A 17252-nucleotide genomic window follows, 5' to 3' on the forward strand; every position below is an offset into this window, starting at 1 on the left:
TTATGATAACCAGCAGCGCCAATGCAAGGGTGAAACAGGTGATGAACCTATCAAAGAAGGCAAAAGCCAGAAACGTAAGCGGCCTCTTTGTAGCGGAAGGCCTTCGTATGTTTAAGGAAATTCCGGCGGACAGGATTGACAGCGTCTTTGTATCAGAGGGCTTTTTAAAGGCTGAAGCCCATAAAAAGCTTTTGTCGGGAAAGAAATACGAGGTTGTTTCGGATGATGTGTTTAAGGTCATGTCAGATACCCAGACCCCTCAGGGGGTCTTAGCCCTTGTAAAGCAGTATGCCTACAGGGAAGCGGACTTGTTAGCTGCGCCCGGTCCTTCTTTTCTGATGGTTCTGGAAAACATCCAGGACCCGGGGAATTTAGGAACCATTCTCAGGGCCGGGGAAGGAGCAGGCATCACCGGTGTGCTTATGAGCGATACTACGGCGGATATTTATAATCCAAAAGTAATCCGTTCCACAATGGGGTCCGTTTTTCGTGTTCCGTTTGTGTATACAGAAGACTTGACCGCTTCTTTAAAGGCATTGAAAGCCGGCGGGATCAGGCTTTACGCAGCACATTTAGATGGCAGGAATAATTATGAAAAAGAGGATTATACTGTTGATACAGGGTTTTTAGTGGGAAATGAAGCGAACGGCCTGACGGACGAAACTGCAGCGCTGGCAGATGCTTATGTAAAGATCCCCATGAAAGGTAAGGTGGAATCCTTAAACGCGGCGGTTGCGGCTTCTGTATTGATGTTTGAGGCGGCAAGGCAGCGGCGGATGTAGCCGTCAGAAAATTGTAAGGCTTTTTACAGGCAGAAATATTGAGAAATACTGGAATATATAGTATGATAGTTATAGTTCGTCATGCATATACATGTGCCTTTCAAAAATATGCTCTATGTGCCGGATTATGAATGAAGTGGCCGAACTATATCGTATGTCAACAGATAGATTTGCCGGGCAGCTTTGCCTACAATGGCAGGGAAGGGGAATGATAAGATGGCAGCAGTCTATTGGCTTATTGCATTTGTAGTGCTTCTTGGAATTGAAGCGGTGACCATGGCTTTAACGACCGTATGGTTTGCGGGAGGAGCATTGGTTGCATTTGTGCTGGCGTTGTTTGGAATAAATATCCAGGTGCAGCTGGCGCTGTTTGTAATTGTGTCCTTTATTCTTTTATTTTTTACAAGGCCTTTTGCTTTAAAATATGTAAACCGGAAAACGGTAAAGACCAATTTGGAAAGTCTGATTGGTAAAAGTGCCAGGGTTACGGTCACAATCAACAACACTGAGGGAAAAGGTGCGGCGGTCCTAAACGGTCAGGAATGGACTGCAAGGGCACTGGAGGAAAACAGAATATACCCGGTAGGCACTATAGTGGAAGTAAAGGAAATAAGAGGCGTAAAATTAATTGTGAGTATGAATCAGGAGGAATCATAGTATGGGAGTTGTTGGATTTACAGCAGTTATTATTATATTGATTGTTATTCTGGCGTTATTGTCATCCTGTATCAGGATCGTTCCACAGGCGCAGGCTCTGGTCGTAGAGCGTTTGGGAGCTTTCCTTGAGACATGGTCTGTAGGCGTTCATATTAAGATGCCTATTCTTGACCGTGTGGCCAAGAGGGTCAATTTAAAAGAGCAGGTAGCGGATTTTCCACCTCAGCCGGTTATTACCAAGGATAACGTTACCATGAGGATTGATACGGTGGTATTTTTCCAGATCACAGACCCGAAGCTTTATGCTTACGGCGTTGAGAATCCTATCATGGCCATTGAGAATCTGACGGCTACGACTCTTCGTAACATCATTGGTGACCTGGAGCTGGATCAGACTCTTACCTCAAGAGAAACGATCAATGCAAAGATGAGGGAAACCCTTGATATTGCCACTGATCCATGGGGGATCAAGGTAAACCGTGTGGAGCTTAAGAATATTATGCCTCCGGCAGCGATTCAGGATGCCATGGAGAAGCAGATGAAGGCAGAGCGGGAACGCCGTGAGGCCATCTTAAGGGCAGAAGGAGAGAAGAAATCCACTGTTCTTGTAGCGGAAGGAAAGAAGGAATCTGCTATTCTTGATGCGGAAGCTGAGAAGCAGGCTGCAATCCTTCGTGCAGAGGCAGAAAAGGAAAAACGGATCCGTGAGGCGGAAGGCCAGGCGGAAGCCATCTTAAAGATCCAGCAGGCAAATGCCGATGGAATTCGTATGGTCAAGGACGCAGGTGCAGATCAGGCGGTCTTAGTTCTTAAGAGCCTGGAGGCATTTAAGGCTGCTGCTGACGGCAAGGCGACCAAAATCATTATCCCTTCTGATATTCAAGGCCTGGCCGGGCTGGTTTCTTCCATTACGGAGATCCCGAAGAGTTTGAAGGAATGATTGAGACCTGAATTCAGGAAATCAGTAGTTTGGTAAGCCGGAGGTTCAGCCGGACTTCCATTTAAACATACCGCAGCAGGGGGCAGATGCCCTCTTGCTGCGTTTTTGGCATAATTTCTCTGATTCTGCCCATGCTTTTTGGGCATAAAGGTATATACCCCCAGGGTATTTCCTTAGATAGTCTTTAAGGAGGGCTTATGGAACTGAAACTGGATTTAAGCAGGGAGTATGGACTGGTGCTTGAAGGCGGAGGGGCCAAGGGAGCTTATCAGATCGGTGCGTGGAAGGCTCTGCGGGAAGCCGGAGTAAAGATCAAGGGAGTGGCAGGTGTTTCTGTGGGCTCCTTAAACGGCGCTCTCATTTGCATGGATGATCTGGAACGGGCGGAAGAGATATGGAAGAACATTGAATACTCCCATGTCATGTCGGTAAACGATGACAACATAAAGGCCTTAAAGGAAAAGGATTTTAGATCCTTAAATTTCCAGGAGCTCATAAGCAGCGGACTGCAGATCGTAAAGGATGGGGGATTTGATATCACTCCTCTGAAAAGTCTCATTGAAGAAGTGGTGGGAGATGAGGAAAAGCTCAGAAATTCAGGCAAGGAGCTTTTTACCGTGACTTATTCGGTTTCAGACAGGAAGGAAGTGGCCGAAGATATCATAAACGGTGATGCAGGATCCATCAAGGATATGCTGTTAGCCAGCGCCTACTTCCTGGCTTTTAAAAATGAAAAGCTGGGCGGAAAAAGGTATATGGATGGCGGAGGAGTCAACAATGTCCCCATCAATGTCCTTCTTGATCACGGGTATGAAGATATCATTGTGATCCGCATCTATGGCCTGGGGTTTGACAAGGAACGGGTCACTGAGATCCCGGAGGGAATCCGTGTGTACCACATTGCGCCCAGGCAGGACCTTGGGGGAATCCTGGCGTTTGATAAAAGACACACCAGAAAAAATATGACTTTGGGATATTTTGATGCAAAAAGGTTCTTATATGGCCTTTGCGGGCGTATTTATTATATTGATGCACCAAATACGGAACCTTATTATTTTGATAAGATGATGTCTGAAGTGGAATTATTTAAAATGTATATGCAGGATACCCTTAATGAAGAGGGAATAGCAGCACTGACGGGATACCGTGCATTTACTGAAAAATTATTCCCCAAGCTGGCTGAGGAATTTAAGCTGAAAGAGGACTGGGATTACAAGGATATGTACCTGGGTCTGCTGGAAGACCTGGCGAAACGCTTGAAGATCAAACGCTTTCGGATCTACACAGTGGATCAGCTGATAGAGGAGATCAGAAAGAAGCTCCATATTCCCTTAATGCATTAATATACAAAAATAAAAAAAGTATTGCATAACTATGCGCTATACACTATAATGATGTATAAAAATACAAACAGAAAAGCGGAGGATGCAATATGAACTTAAAAGGAAGAAATTTTATCACATTAAAGGATTATTCACCGGAAGAGATTGGATACCTGCTGGACTTAGCCGCTGACTTAAAAGCTAAGAAAAAACAGGGGATCACGGGCAGCTCCTTAAAGGGAAAAAACATTGCCCTTATTTTTGAAAAACCGTCAACCCGCACCAGATGCTCTTTTGTGGTAGCTGCGGTCGATGAAGGCGCACATCCGGAATATTTAGGAAAAGATGATATTCAGCTGGGACACAAGGAAAGCGTGGAAGATACGGCAAGAGTTTTGGGAAGGGTGTTTGACGGGATCGAATTCCGCGGATTTAAGCATAAGACCGTGGAAGATCTGGCAAAATATGCAGGTGTTCCCGTGTGGAACGGGCTGACCGATGACTATCATCCAACCCAGATCCTGGCTGACCTTCTCACCATGAAAGAACATTTCGGATATCTGAAGGGCCTTCGTTTCGTATATGCGGGAGACGGGCGCAATAACATGGCTAACAGCCTGATGATCGGAATGAGCAAGATGGGCGTTCATTTTACCATCCTGGCCCCAAAGAATCTTTGGCCGAAGGAGGAACTGGTGGAATTATGCCAGGGCTATGCCAAGGAAAGCGGAAGTACCATCACTCTCACAGAGGACACAGCTGCGGTTAAAGCTGCGGATACCATTTATACTGATGTGTGGTGTTCTATGGGAGAAGAGGACAAGGCTGCCCAGCGTATTGCACTTTTAAAGCCTTATCAGGTGAATAAGGAACTGATGGAGAAAACAGGGAAAGACACTACCATATTCATGCACTGCCTGCCGGCTGTCAAAGGAAATGAAGTGACAGAAGAGGTTTTTGAATCGGCTGCATCTGTGGTATTTGACGAAGCAGAAAATAGAATGCATACCATTAAGGCGGTAATGGTGGCAACATTAGGAGAGTAGAACATGTATATACAAGAACGAGGAAAAAGCTTGAGAAACGCTTCCATGATTGTGGATGTCCTCCATATTATAGTGGGAATTCTGATCGTAACATTGGCTGTCATATCGTTTTTAAACCCGGAAGATCATATGTTTTTGTTTCCGGTAATATTTTTTCTGGCCGGCGCCCTTAACCTGGTCAACGGGATTTATAAGATCAGACTTAGCGGCCGGGAGAAAAAGAAAAAAGCGGCAGGTATGGCTGTCCTTATGTTCGGAGTCCTTCTTATCGCTCTTACTGTGATCAGTGCGGTGAGCATCTGGTGGGGGTGATATCATTGAAAATAGAGATTCTTAAGCTGCTAAAGGAAAGTGATGGTTACTTATCCGGTCAGGAGCTGTGCGTCCGTTTTGGGGTTTCCAGGACGGCCATCTGGAAAGTCATCCGTCAGCTTGAAGAAGAAGGATATCAAATTGAGGCGGTTCGAAATAAAGGGTATCATTTCATCGGTTCTTGTGATATAATGACGAAAACGGAGATAAAAAGCTGCATCAAGGGGAATTTTGGCCGGGAGGTGGAATACCACCAGGTCATTGATTCTACCAATATAAGAGCCAGGCGTCTGGCAGAGGAAGGGGCCACCTCCGGGACCCTGGTTGTGTCCGACTGCCAGAGCGCAGGGCGGGGCAGAAGAGGGCGCGCCTGGGTGTCCCCTTCCGGGAAGAACATATTTATGAGCCTGATCTTAAGGCCGGATATTCTTCCTGCTTCCGCTTCCATGATAACGCTGGTGGCCGCCCTGGCGGTCTATGACGGGATAAAGAACGTAACAGGCCTTGCTGCCGGCATTAAGTGGCCCAATGATATTGTGGCAAACGGGAAAAAGCTGTGCGGCATTTTGACGGAAATGAGTGCCGAGCTGGAAGGAATCCATTATGTTGTTGTAGGGATCGGAATCAACGTCAATATGGAGGAATTTCCGGAAGAAGTAAGGGAAAGGGCAACCTCCCTGCTTCTGGAAACAGGAGAAAAAGTGAGAAGAAGCAGGCTGGTTGCCGCTATTATGGAGGCTTTTGAACAATATTATGAAGAATTTATCAGCCAGGGTGATTTATCCGGGCTGATAAGTGTCTATAATAAGCATATGGTCAATGCAGGAAAGGAAGTAAGAGTTCTGGACAGATCTGGTGATTATATTGGCAAGGCCCTGGGAATCAACGAAAAGGGCGAGCTTCTTGTGGAAGTAAAACCGGGAGAGGTAAGACATGTGATTTCCGGAGAGGTATCTGTCCGGGGAATCTATGGATATGTGTAATGAAGAACCATTCGCTTTATGACAAATTACAGGTTTTAGAGCCTCAGGAAAAAGAACTGGACACAAGGGAGCGTTTAAAGTCTATGGAACGCCCGCTTTTGTCCTGGTACAGGGAGCATGCCAGGGCCCTTCCATGGAGAGATAAGCCGGAGCCATACCGGGTATGGATATCGGAAATTATGCTCCAGCAGACCAGAGTGGAGGCAGTAAAGCCGTATTTTGAGCGCTTTATGGAGGCTTTACCGGGAATCCATGATCTGGCGGCAGTGCCGGAAGACCGGTTGCTCAAACTCTGGGAAGGCCTTGGTTATTACAGCAGGGCAAAAAATCTAAAGAAAACAGCAGAGCTTCTTGTAGAACAATACGACGGAGAGCTTCCGGCATCCTACGAGGAGCTTAAAAAGCTTCCGGGGATCGGGTCTTATACCGCAGGTGCTATTGCGTCTATAGCTTTTGGCATTCCGGTCCCGGCAGTTGACGGCAATGTTTTACGGGTGGTTTCCAGGGTAACAGGCAGCAGGGAAGATATTTTAAAGCAGTCAGTCAAACGCCGTATGGAAGAGGAATTAAAGGCAGTAATGCCAGAACAGGCCTCCAGCTCTTATAATCAGGGACTCATTGAAATCGGAGCGATTGTCTGTGTACCAAACGGTTCGCCCTTATGCGGCCAGTGTCCCCTGGCTTCAATCTGCGTTGCCAGGATCAAGGACCTTACCGGTGAGATTCCGGTAAAAACACCTAAAAAGGCCCGCAGGATGGAAGATAAGACGGTAATGCTTCTATGGCAGGATGGACGGGTTGCCATTCGTAAGCGGGAGGACACAGGGTTACTGGCTTCTCTTTACGAGTTCCCCAATGTGGAGGGACACTTGGAAGGGAAAGCTCTGCTTGACCAGTTGGGAGTGAAGGAGGCTGCAATTACTCCACTTCCCCCTGCAAAGCATGTGTTCAGCCATGTGGAATGGCATATGATAGGATTTCGAATTGAACTTGGGGAACGGCCCGACGGAGATTTTTTATGGGTCACTGCAGAAGACTTAAAAAAAACTTATTCTTTGCCAGGTGCATTTAAGGCGTATACAAAGTTGATCAGGTGATATAATGAAAAAGATTCTTTTTATATTTAATCCGCGTTCCGGGAAGGCTCAGATCAGGAATAAGCTGATGGATATCCTGAATATTTTTACAAAAGCCGGTTATGAATTATTGGTTCATGTGACCCAGCGGAGCGGTGACGCAATGGAAGCTGCAGCAGCATACGGAGGCAGTGTTGACCTGGTTGTATGCAGCGGGGGAGACGGGACCTTGAATGAGACCATAAGCGGTCTCATGAAATTGGATGATTTTCCGGATCTGGGGTACATCCCTGCTGGTTCCACCAATGACTTCGCTACCAGCTTAAAGATTTCTAAAAATATGTTAAAAGCGGCTGAAGCGGCGGTTTTTGGGGAACCCTTTCCCATTGATATCGGCTGTTTCTGTGAGGACAGGCATTTTGTGTATATTGCGGCGTTTGGGGCATTTACTGAAGTGTCTTATTTGACTCCCCAGGATAAGAAGAATGTTCTGGGGCATCAGGCGTATATGCTGGAAGGTGTGAAGAGCCTGGCTTCCATAAAGTCCTATAAGATGCGGATCGAGTGTGAGGAACGCTCCGGGAGCATGTCTTTATGCCCGGAAAGCGTGGGCAGGAAAGAGGAAACGACTCTGGAAGGGGAGTTTATTTTCGGCATGATAACCAATACCATGAGCGTTGGAGGCTTTAAAGGGCTTGTGACACAGGATGTAGCTCTTGACGACGGCGAGTTTGAAGTGCTGTTAATACGAACGCCCAAAACTGCTTTGGATTTGACCAATATCATTAATTACATGTTTCTGAAGGAAGAACCAAATGAATACGTCCACAAATTTCGGACAAGGTCTTTGAGAATTCTATCGGAAGAGCCTATTGACTGGGTGTTAGATGGGGAATTCGGCGGGACCAGGAGGGAAGTTAATATCATTAATTTAAGGAAGAGAATCCGAATTATGAGGAAATCGACGAAAAAGCAATAAAACTGCTTTTTTAGCAGAAATATGTTGAAATATGGATTCCGGTAGTATATAATGAAAAGTTGTGTGGGCTTTATGTATACCTCTTGGCGAAAGGACGTTATTAAGTGGAAAAGGATAATTTTTTAGATAAGCTTGGAAAACTTGTCGAACTTGCAAAAACGAAGCATAATGCGTTGGACGTAACAGAGATTAATAACTTCTTTATAGGGGAAGAACTGACAACAGAGCAGATGGATCAGATTTATACGTACCTGGAGAATCGCGGCGTAGACGTGATCCCGGTCATTGACGACTCCGTTTTAACTGATGATGTGCTCATGTCAGACAACCTGCTTATAGATGATGATCTTGACGACAGTTTTATAAAAGATATGGATGAGGAAGATATTGATCTTGACGCCATTGACTTACTGGATGGCATCGGAACGGAAGATCCTGTCCGCATGTACTTAAAGGAAATTGGCACGGTACCACTTTTGAATGCAGAGGAAGAACTGCGCCTTGCTAAGAGAAAAGCAGATGGCGATGATGATGCCAAAGAGCGTTTAATCGAGGCAAATCTGCGTCTTGTAGTCAGCATTGCAAAGCGTTATACAGGGCGGGGAATGAGCTTCCTTGATTTGGTTCAGGAAGGAAATTTAGGCCTTATTAAAGGTGTGGAAAAATTTGATTATACCAAAGGTTATAAATTAAGTACATATGCTACCTGGTGGATTCGGCAGTCTGTAACCAGAGCCCTTGCAGACCAGGCCAGAACCATCCGCGTACCTGTGCATATGGTAGAAACGATTAATAAAATGTCCAAGATGCAGAGAAAGCTGACTCTTGAGCTTGGATATGAGCCGTCTGTGGCAGAGCTGGCAGAAGCCCTTGACATGTCAGAGGACAAGGTTATGGAGATCATGCAGATCGCCAGAGAGCCAGCATCCCTTGAAACACCCATTGGTGAGGAAGATGACTCCAACCTGGGAGATTTCGTGGCTGACAATAATGTTGTGACTCCGGAAGGTAACGTAGAATCCGTTATGCTGAGAGAGCACATTGATGCCCTTTTGGGAGATTTAAAGGAGAGGGAGCGCCAGGTGATCGTACTCAGATTTGGATTAGAGGATGGCCATCCCCGTACTTTGGAAGAAGTTGGAAAAGAATTTAATGTTACCAGGGAGCGCATCAGGCAGATAGAAGCAAAGGCCCTTAGAAAGCTTAGAAATCCTGTTCGAAGCAAACGGATCAGAGATTTCCTATAAGAAACAGGAGGCGTGGCAGGTTACTGCAGACGCCTTTTTGTGGTTTGGACGCAGCGGCCTGCGTTCATGCCCGGTGAAGCGTGGCAGGGCCTCCCCCGCACTATCGGGGACGCTGTGAGCGAGCAGGGCCGCGGATTACAAATGTCTACTTTTCAACAGCAGGGAAGGAGCTACCATGAACCAGAGGAATTATCAGAAGGAATTGGATCAGGTTATTGCAGGATTGGAGGAACAGGGAAAAGTCCCCAGGCTGCTTTTACACAGTTGCTGTGCGCCGTGCAGCAGCTATGTGCTGGAATATTTATCCCGCTATTTTGAAATAACCGTGTATTTCTATAATCCTAATATCTATCCACCGGAGGAGTATGTAATGCGGGTGAAAGAGCAGAAAAGGCTTATTGATTCCATGAATTTTAGTCATCCTGTGACTTTGGAAACAGGTGCTTATGAACCGGAAGAATTTTACCGGATTGTAAGAGGTCTTGAAAAGGAGCCGGAAGGCGGTGCCCGGTGCTTTAAATGCTATGAACTGCGCCTCCAGGAGGCGGCAAAGGTCGCGCAGGCAGGACGTTTTGATTATTTCACCACCACCCTGTCCATAAGCCCTTTAAAGAACGCGGAAAAGCTCAATGAAATTGGTGAGAAGCTGGCCAAGGAATACCGTGTCGCTTATCTACCCTCTGATTTCAAGAAAAAGAACGGATATAAGCGGTCTGTGGAGCTTTCTGGAGAATACGGTTTATACAGGCAGGACTACTGCGGCTGTATCTATTCCCAGAATGAAAGGCAGAAACTTTCTGAAATTTCTTAGACAGGAAATTGCTTTGTAAAATATGTAAAAGACATACTGGTTTGTCTTGACACAAATTGGATATTGTAATAGAATTAACTGCAAGGAGTATAAAAAATTGAGGATAAAGGAGAATATCTTATGTTATCAAAAACACTGACCGTAGTAAATCCATCCGGACTTCATTTAAGACCAGCAGGGGTTCTGTCTCAGACAGCTATGAAATTTAAATCTGATGTAATCATCGAATATGGAGAGAAGAGAATCGTTGCTAAGAGCGTGTTAAACGTTATGGCAGCCGGAATTAAGTGCGGAACAGAGATTAAATTGATCTGTGAAGGCGAAGATGAGGCAGCAGCAATGAAGACCATGACCGAAGCAATTGAAAGCGGCCTTGGAGAAATGTAATCCAGTTTTATTTTATGAAAAAATATTGTATAAGCCCTGGGAAGACTCCCGGGGCTTTTTCTATGGAAAAAAGGGTGTAATACGGGGAGAACAGCCAGGAAGCTTTGAAAATGAAAGGAAGACTTAACTATTGAAAGTGATAGCTTCAAAAAATTAGAAGTTTGTACCAGGATCCTTGAAAAGGCACATAATTGTGCGATATAAGGTGAAAAAATATTAATATGAAACGTAATTGCAAGATTATAATTTTGAAAATATTGAAATGTCGAATTATCTGAAAATAACAGAATAAAATACGTTTACAAGAATAAAAAAATGTAGTATTATCAACTAAAAATTTGTTGTTACACTTTCAGACCCAAAATCAGAGGAAAAGTCAGGAACGCCCTTCGGGCAAGCCACTATGTCCAGAAAGCATGGGCTAGTAAGAGGAAAGGAAGAGATTATGGATAAAGGTTTACAATTCCCTAATAAAAAGACGCTGCCAGGCCTATATGATCCCCGATTTGAGCATGATAACTGCGGCATTGGAGCAGTTGCCAACATAAAGGGCATTAAGACTCACAAGACGGTGGATCAGGCTCTGCATATCGTAGAGAATCTGGAACACCGTGCAGGTAAGGATGCGGAAGGAAAGACAGGAGACGGAGTTGGAATCATGCTTCAGATTTCCCATAAGTTTTTCAAAAAGGTGACAAAGCCTTTAGGCATTGACCTTGGAGATGAAAGGGAATACGGAGTGGGAATGTTTTTCTTTCCCCAGGATGAACTTGCCAGAAACCAGGCCAAAAAGATGTTTGAGATCATTGTAAAGAAAGAGGGGCTTGAATTTTCAGGCTGGAGGGATGTTCCCATTCATCCGGAGCTGATCGGTGCCAAGGCTGTGGACTGTATGCCCTGCATTGCCCAGGGTTTTGTAAAGAAACCGGCTGATACTGCCAAGGGGCTGGAATTTGACCGGAAGCTTTATGTATCAAGGCGGATTTTCGAACAGAGCAATGACAATACCTATGTGGTTTCCCTAAGCAGCAGAACCATTGTTTATAAGGGCATGTTCCTTGTGAAAGAACTGAGAAAGTTTTTTACGGATCTTCAGGATAAGGATTATGAATCCGCCATTGCAGTGGTTCATTCCCGGTTCAGTACCAACACAAACCCCAGCTGGATGAGGGCTCATCCCAATCGCCTTATCGTACATAACGGCGAGATCAATACCATTCGCGGGAATGTGGATAAGATGATGGCAAGAGAAGAAAATATGGAGTCCGAGTATTTCCGGTATGACATGCATAAGGTCCTTCCTATTATTAATCAGGAAGGTTCTGACTCCGCCATGCTTGATAATGCACTGGAATTTATGATGATGAGCGGAATGGATCTTCCACTGTCTGTTATGGTGACAATTCCTGCACCGTGGGAGCATGACAAATCCATGCCTCAGGAAATTAAGGACTTTTACCGTTACTATGCGACCATGATGGAACCCTGGGATGGCCCGGCTTCTATCGTGTTCAGTGACGGCGACCTGGTTGGAGCCGTCCTGGACCGCAATGGCCTTCGTCCATCCAGATACTACATTACCGATGATGACCAGATGATCCTGGCTTCTGAGGTGGGTGCCATTGATATTGAACAGAGCCATGTGGTGAGAAAAGAACGTCTTCGTCCAGGAAAGATGCTCCTCATTGATACAGTTAAAGGCTGTCTGGTCAGCGATGAAGAACTGAAAGAATATTATGCGGCCCGCCAGCCTTATGGGGAATGGTTAGATTCCAATCTGATTGAACTGAGAGAGCTTTCCATTCCCAATAAAGGGGTTCCTGCCATGAGCAGAGAGGAAAGGGCAAAGCTTCAAAAGACATATGGTTATACCTATGAGGAATATAAGACCATGATTCTTCCCATGGCTTTAAACGGTTCGGAAGCAGTTTCCGCCATGGGGGCAGACAGTCCTCTGGCAGTACTGAGCAAAAAACACCAGCCTCTTTTCAACTATTTTAAACAGCTTTTTGCCCAGGTCACCAACCCGCCCATTGACTCCATTCGTGAAGAAATCGTTACCTCTACCACGGTTTATGTGGGCGAGGAAGGGAACATCCTGGAAGAGACAGCAGAAAACTGTAAGATATTAAAAGTCAATAATCCCATCCTTACCTGTACGGACCTGTTGAAAATTAAAAACATGAAAAAGCCTGGCTTTAAGGTTGAAGTGATTCCCATTACCTACTATAAAAATACTTCCCTGGAAAAAGCAATTGACAGGCTGTTTCTGGAAGCAGACCGGGCCCATAGGGATGGGGCGAATATCATCATCCTGTCTGACAGGGATATTGACGAAAACCATTTGCCCATCCCATCCTTGCTTGCCGTATCTGCCCTTCAGCAGCATCTGGTCAAGACAAAGAAGAGGACTTCCGTAGCGCTTATACTGGAAAGCGGAGAGCCAAGAGAGGTACACCACTTTGCGACCCTGCTGGGATATGGAGCTTGTGCCATCAACCCCTACCTAGCCCAGGAATCCATCCGTTCTCTTATTGAAAACGGCATGTTGGACAAGGATTATTACGCAGCGGTGGAGGATTATAATGCAGCAGTTCTTCACGGCATTGTAAAGATCGCTTCCAAAATGGGAATTTCCACCATACAATCCTACCAGGGAGCCCAGATTTTTGAGGCAATCGGCATTTCAAAGAACGTGATTGATAAATACTTCACGGATACAGTGAGCAGAGTGGGTGGAATTACCCTGGATGACATTGCAAATGATGTGGATGTCCTTCACTCAGCCGCTTTTGATCCCCTTGGTCTTGACGTGGATCTGACCCTGGACAGCGTAGGAAGCCATAAAGAGAGGGCAGGGCAGGAGGAACATTTATACAATCCTCTTACCATTCACCTTCTGCAGGAAGCGGCAAGAACAGGAAGCTATGAGGTTTTCAAAGAATATACCCATACCTTGACGGAAGAAGGGCAGACAGTTAATTTACGAAGCCTTTTGGATTTTGATTATTCCAAATCAAAGGAAATTCCTGTTGAAGAAGTGGAAAGTGAAGAATCCATTGTGAAACGGTTCAAAACGGGAGCCATGTCCTACGGCTCCATTTCCCAGGAGGCTCATGAAACCCTGGCGATTGCCATGAACCGGATTCGGGGCAAATCCAACAGCGGCGAGGGCGGTGAAAGCCTGGAGCGTCTGACCGTAGGGGCAGACGGTGTAAACCGCTGTTCAGCCATCAAGCAGGTAGCTTCCGGGCGTTTTGGAGTGACCTCAAGGTATCTGGTCAGCGCCAGGGAAATCCAGATTAAAATGGCCCAGGGTGCTAAGCCGGGAGAAGGAGGCCAGCTTCCAGGGAATAAGGTATATCCATGGGTTGCAAAAACCAGGCATTCAACCACCGGAGTAGGTCTTATTTCCCCGCCACCTCACCATGATATTTATTCCATTGAGGACCTGGCCCAGTTGATTTATGATTTGAAAAATTCCAATACCGATGCCAGAATTTCTGTTAAACTGGTTTCTGAGGCAGGCGTTGGCACGGTAGCAGCAGGTGTTGCAAAGGCCGGCGCCCAGGTAATCCTCATTTCATCCTTTGACGGTGGGACCGGTGCGGCTCCCAGAAATTCCATTTATAATGCAGGTCTTCCCTGGGAGCTTGGTGTGGCAGAGGCCCATCAGACCCTGATCATGAATGGGCTGAGAGATAAGGTGATTCTGGAGACAGACGGTAAGCTGATGACGGGACGGGATGTTGCAATTGCCTGTGCCCTGGGAGCGGAAGAATTTGGCTTTGCCACAGCTCCGCTTGTGACCATGGGCTGCGTCATGATGAGGGTCTGTAATCTGGATACATGTCCGGTGGGAATTGCTACCCAGAATCCGGAGCTGCGGAAGCGCTTTAAAGGAAAGCCGGAGTATGTGATTAACTTCATGTATTTTATTGCCAAAGAATTACGGGAATATATGGCAAAGCTTGGTATTCGCAGTGTGGATGAGCTGGTGGGCAGGACTGATCTGTTAAAGAAAAAGGATAATATTCCTTCTGAAAGAGCCGGAAAGGTTGATTTTTCCGCTATACTTGGAAATTCATATACAGGTCAGAAGCTTGCTGGCTATGGTCAAAAGCAGGTTTACGATTTTGAGCTGGAAAAGACCATGGATGAAAAGATCCTCCTTAAAAAATTAAAGGAAGCTCTCCGGGCGGGCCAGAAAAAGAGCCTTCATATCGATGTCTCCAATACGGACCGGGCACTGGGTACCATATTTGGTTCGGAAATAACCAGGCTGTATCCGAATGGATTGGCTGAGGATACCTTTACCATTAATTGTACGGGCAGCGGCGGCCAGAGCTTTGGAGCATTTATTCCCAGGGGCCTTACCCTGGAACTGGTGGGCGACAGCAACGATTATTTCGGAAAGGGACTTTCCGGCGGCAAGCTGGTGGTTTATCCCCCTCAGGGCGTGAAGTTTAAGGCTGAAGATAACATTGTGATCGGAAACGTGGCCTTATACGGCGCTACCAGCGGAAAGGCATTTATCTGCGGGATTGCAGGCGAACGGTTCTGTGTCCGGAACTCTGGTGCAACTGCTGTTGTGGAAGGCGTAGGAGACCATGGCTGCGAATATATGACAGGCGGACGCGTGGTGGTACTGGGGCCTACCGGCAAAAATTTTGCGGCAGGAATGAGCGGCGGCATCGCTTATGTGCTGGATGAAAAAAGAGATTTATATAAGAGGCTTAATAAGGAAATGGTTTCTTTTGAAGAGGTTTCCAATAAATACGATGTTCTTGAATTAAAAGATATGATCAAGGAGCATGTGGCTTATACCAATTCCGCAAAAGGAAAAGAGATCCTTGATAACTTTGGAGAGTATCTTCCTAAGTTTAAGAAAATCATGCCTCATGATTACAGACGCATGCTGAATACCATCGTTCAGATGGAGGAAAAAGGGTTAAGCAGCGAACAGGCACAGATTGAAGCATTTTATGCCAACACAAAGAAGTAAGGAGGAGCAGAAATGGGAAAACCAACAGGATTTTTGGAATATAGCAGAAAAACAGGAAAAACGGCAGATCCCAAGGCTCGTATCAAGAATTATAACGAGTTTCACCTGCCTCTTTCCGAAAAAGAACAAAAGTGTCAGGGTGCGCGCTGCATGGATTGCGGCGTCCCCTTCTGCCAGTCCGGCGTGATCTTAAAGGGCATGGTTTCCGGCTGCCCCTTAAATAACCTGATCCCGGAATGGAATGAGCTTGTATACACGGGCACATGGCAGCAGGCCTATAACAGGCTAAAAAAAACTAACAGCTTTCCGGAATTCACCGCCAGGGTGTGCCCGGCTCCCTGTGAAGCCGCATGCACCTGCGGATTAAACGGAGATCCGGTGAGCATTAAAGAAAATGAACGTGCAATCATTGAACGCGCTTATGAAAGCGGCATAGCAGGCCCCGTACCGCCGAAGATCCGCACCGGTAAAAAGGTAGCGGTCATCGGTTCCGGCCCTGCAGGTTTGTCTGCAGCGGACCAGTTGAACAAGCGGGGGCACAGCGTCACCGTATTGGAAAGAGAAGACCGTATAGGCGGCCTTCTCATGTATGGAATTCCAAATATGAAGCTGGAAAAGCATGTCATAGACCGGAAAGTGGAGATTATGAAGCAGGAAGGAGTGACGTTCCTGACAGGTGCTGACATAGGAAAAAACCAGAAGGCCAAAGATCTGTTAAAGGAATATGACCGCATCATTCTGGCCTGCGGTGCCTCTAATCCAAGAGATTTAAAGGTCCCGGGAAGAGATGCCGAGGGAATTTATTTTGCAGTGGATTTCTTAAAATCCACTACAAAAAGTCTGCTGAATTCAAACTTACAGGATAATAACCATATTTCCACAAAAGGCAGGCATGTCATCGTTATTGGCGGCGGCGACACAGGAAACGACTGCGTGGGAACGGCCATACGCCAAGGCTGCGCTTCTGTCACCCAGCTTGAGATGATGCCAAGGCTCCCTGAAAAGAGAACTGCTGACAATAGCTGGCCTGAATGGCCGAAGGTATTGAAAACCGATTACGGCCAGGAAGAGTCCATTGCTGTATTTGGCAAGGATCCCAGGGTATATCAGACTACGGTAAAGGAGTTCGTCAAGGATAAGTCCGGCAAGGTAGTGAAAGCAGTGCTCATGGGGCTGGAGCCTAAAAAGGATGAAAAGACCGGCCGCATGAACATGGAACCAGTGGCCGGCAGTGAAAAAGAAGTTCCAGCCGATATTGTTTTAATCGCGGCAGGGTTTCTGGGGGCCCAGACTTATGTTGCTGACGCTTTTGGCGTGAAATTAAACGGCAGAAGCAATGTGGAGACTGAAAACGGGAAATATAAGACAAACGTGGATAAGGTGTTTGCAGCCGGAGATATGCGCCGGGGACAATCCCTGGTAGTTTGGGCGATCAGAGAAGGCCGGGAAGTGGCAAAGGAAGTAGACATCAGTTTAATGGGGTATTCCAATCTGGCATAGCTGGAGGGGATAGACCAATAGAGTATAATGAGGCTTTTGCATAATAGCTGAGGGATCAGCTATAGGCAAAGGCCTCTTTTTTGGTTAATACGTAATTGCTCCTTTCGAATAATTACGTATTAAGAATGTCTGTCCAACGGCAGGCATGAAAACATGGCGGTTGATATTTTGGGTGGCATTGGCTGCCATGAAAGGCGCTAAACTT

14 protein-coding genes are annotated in these 17252 nt (G+C 46.2%); all 14 read left to right on the forward strand.

The window, feature by feature from the left end; genetic code table 11:
- Positions 1 to 2: 2 nt before the first annotated feature.
- The 14 genes from ABFV83_RS04335 to ABFV83_RS04400 all read left to right on the forward strand — a co-directional run bounded on the left by ABFV83_RS04335 (position 3) and on the right by ABFV83_RS04400 (position 17047).
- Positions 3 to 782 (forward strand): RNA methyltransferase, encoded by a 780-nt coding sequence (locus ABFV83_RS04335; RefSeq protein ID WP_349947716.1) that lies wholly within the window; start codon positions 3 to 5, stop codon positions 780 to 782.
- 216 nt (positions 783 to 998) lie between these two features.
- A complete protein-coding gene (locus tag ABFV83_RS04340; RefSeq protein ID WP_349947717.1) occupies positions 999 to 1439 on the forward strand; it encodes an NfeD family protein in 441 nt (146 codons plus the stop codon).
- 1 nt (position 1440) lies between these two features.
- Positions 1441 to 2379: an SPFH domain-containing protein gene (locus tag ABFV83_RS04345; RefSeq protein WP_349947718.1), complete on the forward strand. Its 939-nt coding sequence runs from the start codon at positions 1441 to 1443 to the stop codon at positions 2377 to 2379.
- Positions 2380 to 2576: 197 nt separating this feature from the next.
- Positions 2577 to 3722, forward strand: a complete 1146-nt coding sequence (locus ABFV83_RS04350; RefSeq protein WP_349947719.1) for a patatin-like phospholipase family protein — start codon at positions 2577 to 2579, stop codon at positions 3720 to 3722.
- Positions 3723 to 3811: 89 nt separating this feature from the next.
- Positions 3812 to 4747, forward strand: coding sequence for an ornithine carbamoyltransferase (gene argF / locus ABFV83_RS04355; protein ID WP_349947720.1), 936 nt, complete (start codon positions 3812 to 3814; stop codon positions 4745 to 4747).
- 3 nt (positions 4748 to 4750) lie between these two features.
- The gene (locus ABFV83_RS04360) at positions 4751 to 5059 is read left to right on the forward strand and encodes a DUF6637 family protein (protein WP_349947721.1); all 309 of its coding nucleotides are present in this window, start codon (positions 4751 to 4753) and stop codon (positions 5057 to 5059) included.
- A 5-nt stretch (positions 5060 to 5064) separates the two neighbouring features.
- The gene (locus ABFV83_RS04365; protein WP_349947722.1) at positions 5065 to 6042 is read left to right on the forward strand and encodes a biotin--[acetyl-CoA-carboxylase] ligase; all 978 of its coding nucleotides are present in this window, start codon (positions 5065 to 5067) and stop codon (positions 6040 to 6042) included.
- On the forward strand, positions 6042 to 7139 hold the full coding sequence (gene mutY / locus ABFV83_RS04370; RefSeq protein ID WP_349947723.1) for an A/G-specific adenine glycosylase: 1098 nt from the start codon (positions 6042 to 6044) through the stop codon (positions 7137 to 7139). The genes ABFV83_RS04365 and mutY overlap by 1 nt, the downstream gene beginning before the upstream one ends.
- A 4-nt stretch (positions 7140 to 7143) precedes the next feature.
- Positions 7144 to 8097 carry a YegS/Rv2252/BmrU family lipid kinase gene (locus tag ABFV83_RS04375; protein WP_349947724.1) on the forward strand — a complete coding sequence of 318 codons (954 nt, stop codon included), beginning with the start codon at positions 7144 to 7146 and terminating at the stop codon, positions 8095 to 8097.
- Positions 8098 to 8201: 104 nt separating this feature from the next.
- Positions 8202 to 9344, forward strand: coding sequence for an RNA polymerase sigma factor RpoD (rpoD, locus tag ABFV83_RS04380; RefSeq protein ID WP_349947725.1), 1143 nt, complete (start codon positions 8202 to 8204; stop codon positions 9342 to 9344).
- A gap of 175 nt (positions 9345 to 9519) precedes the next feature.
- Entirely contained in the window at positions 9520 to 10155 is a 636-nt protein-coding gene (locus tag ABFV83_RS04385; RefSeq protein WP_349947726.1) for an epoxyqueuosine reductase QueH, read from the forward strand.
- Between the two features lie 120 nt (positions 10156 to 10275).
- Positions 10276 to 10542 (forward strand): HPr family phosphocarrier protein, encoded by a 267-nt coding sequence (locus ABFV83_RS04390; RefSeq protein WP_025233660.1) that lies wholly within the window; start codon positions 10276 to 10278, stop codon positions 10540 to 10542.
- A 445-nt stretch (positions 10543 to 10987) separates the two neighbouring features.
- Positions 10988 to 15547 (forward strand): glutamate synthase large subunit, encoded by a 4560-nt coding sequence (gltB, locus tag ABFV83_RS04395; RefSeq protein ID WP_349947727.1) that lies wholly within the window; start codon positions 10988 to 10990, stop codon positions 15545 to 15547.
- A 12-nt stretch (positions 15548 to 15559) separates the two neighbouring features.
- Complete coding sequence (locus tag ABFV83_RS04400) at positions 15560 to 17047, forward strand: glutamate synthase subunit beta (RefSeq protein WP_349947728.1); 1488 nt, start codon at positions 15560 to 15562, stop codon at positions 17045 to 17047.
- The last annotated feature ends 205 nt before the right edge of the window (positions 17048 to 17252 follow it).

Source organism: Lacrimispora sp. BS-2, from assembly GCF_040207125.1.
GTDB lineage: Bacteria > Bacillota > Clostridia > Lachnospirales > Lachnospiraceae > Lacrimispora.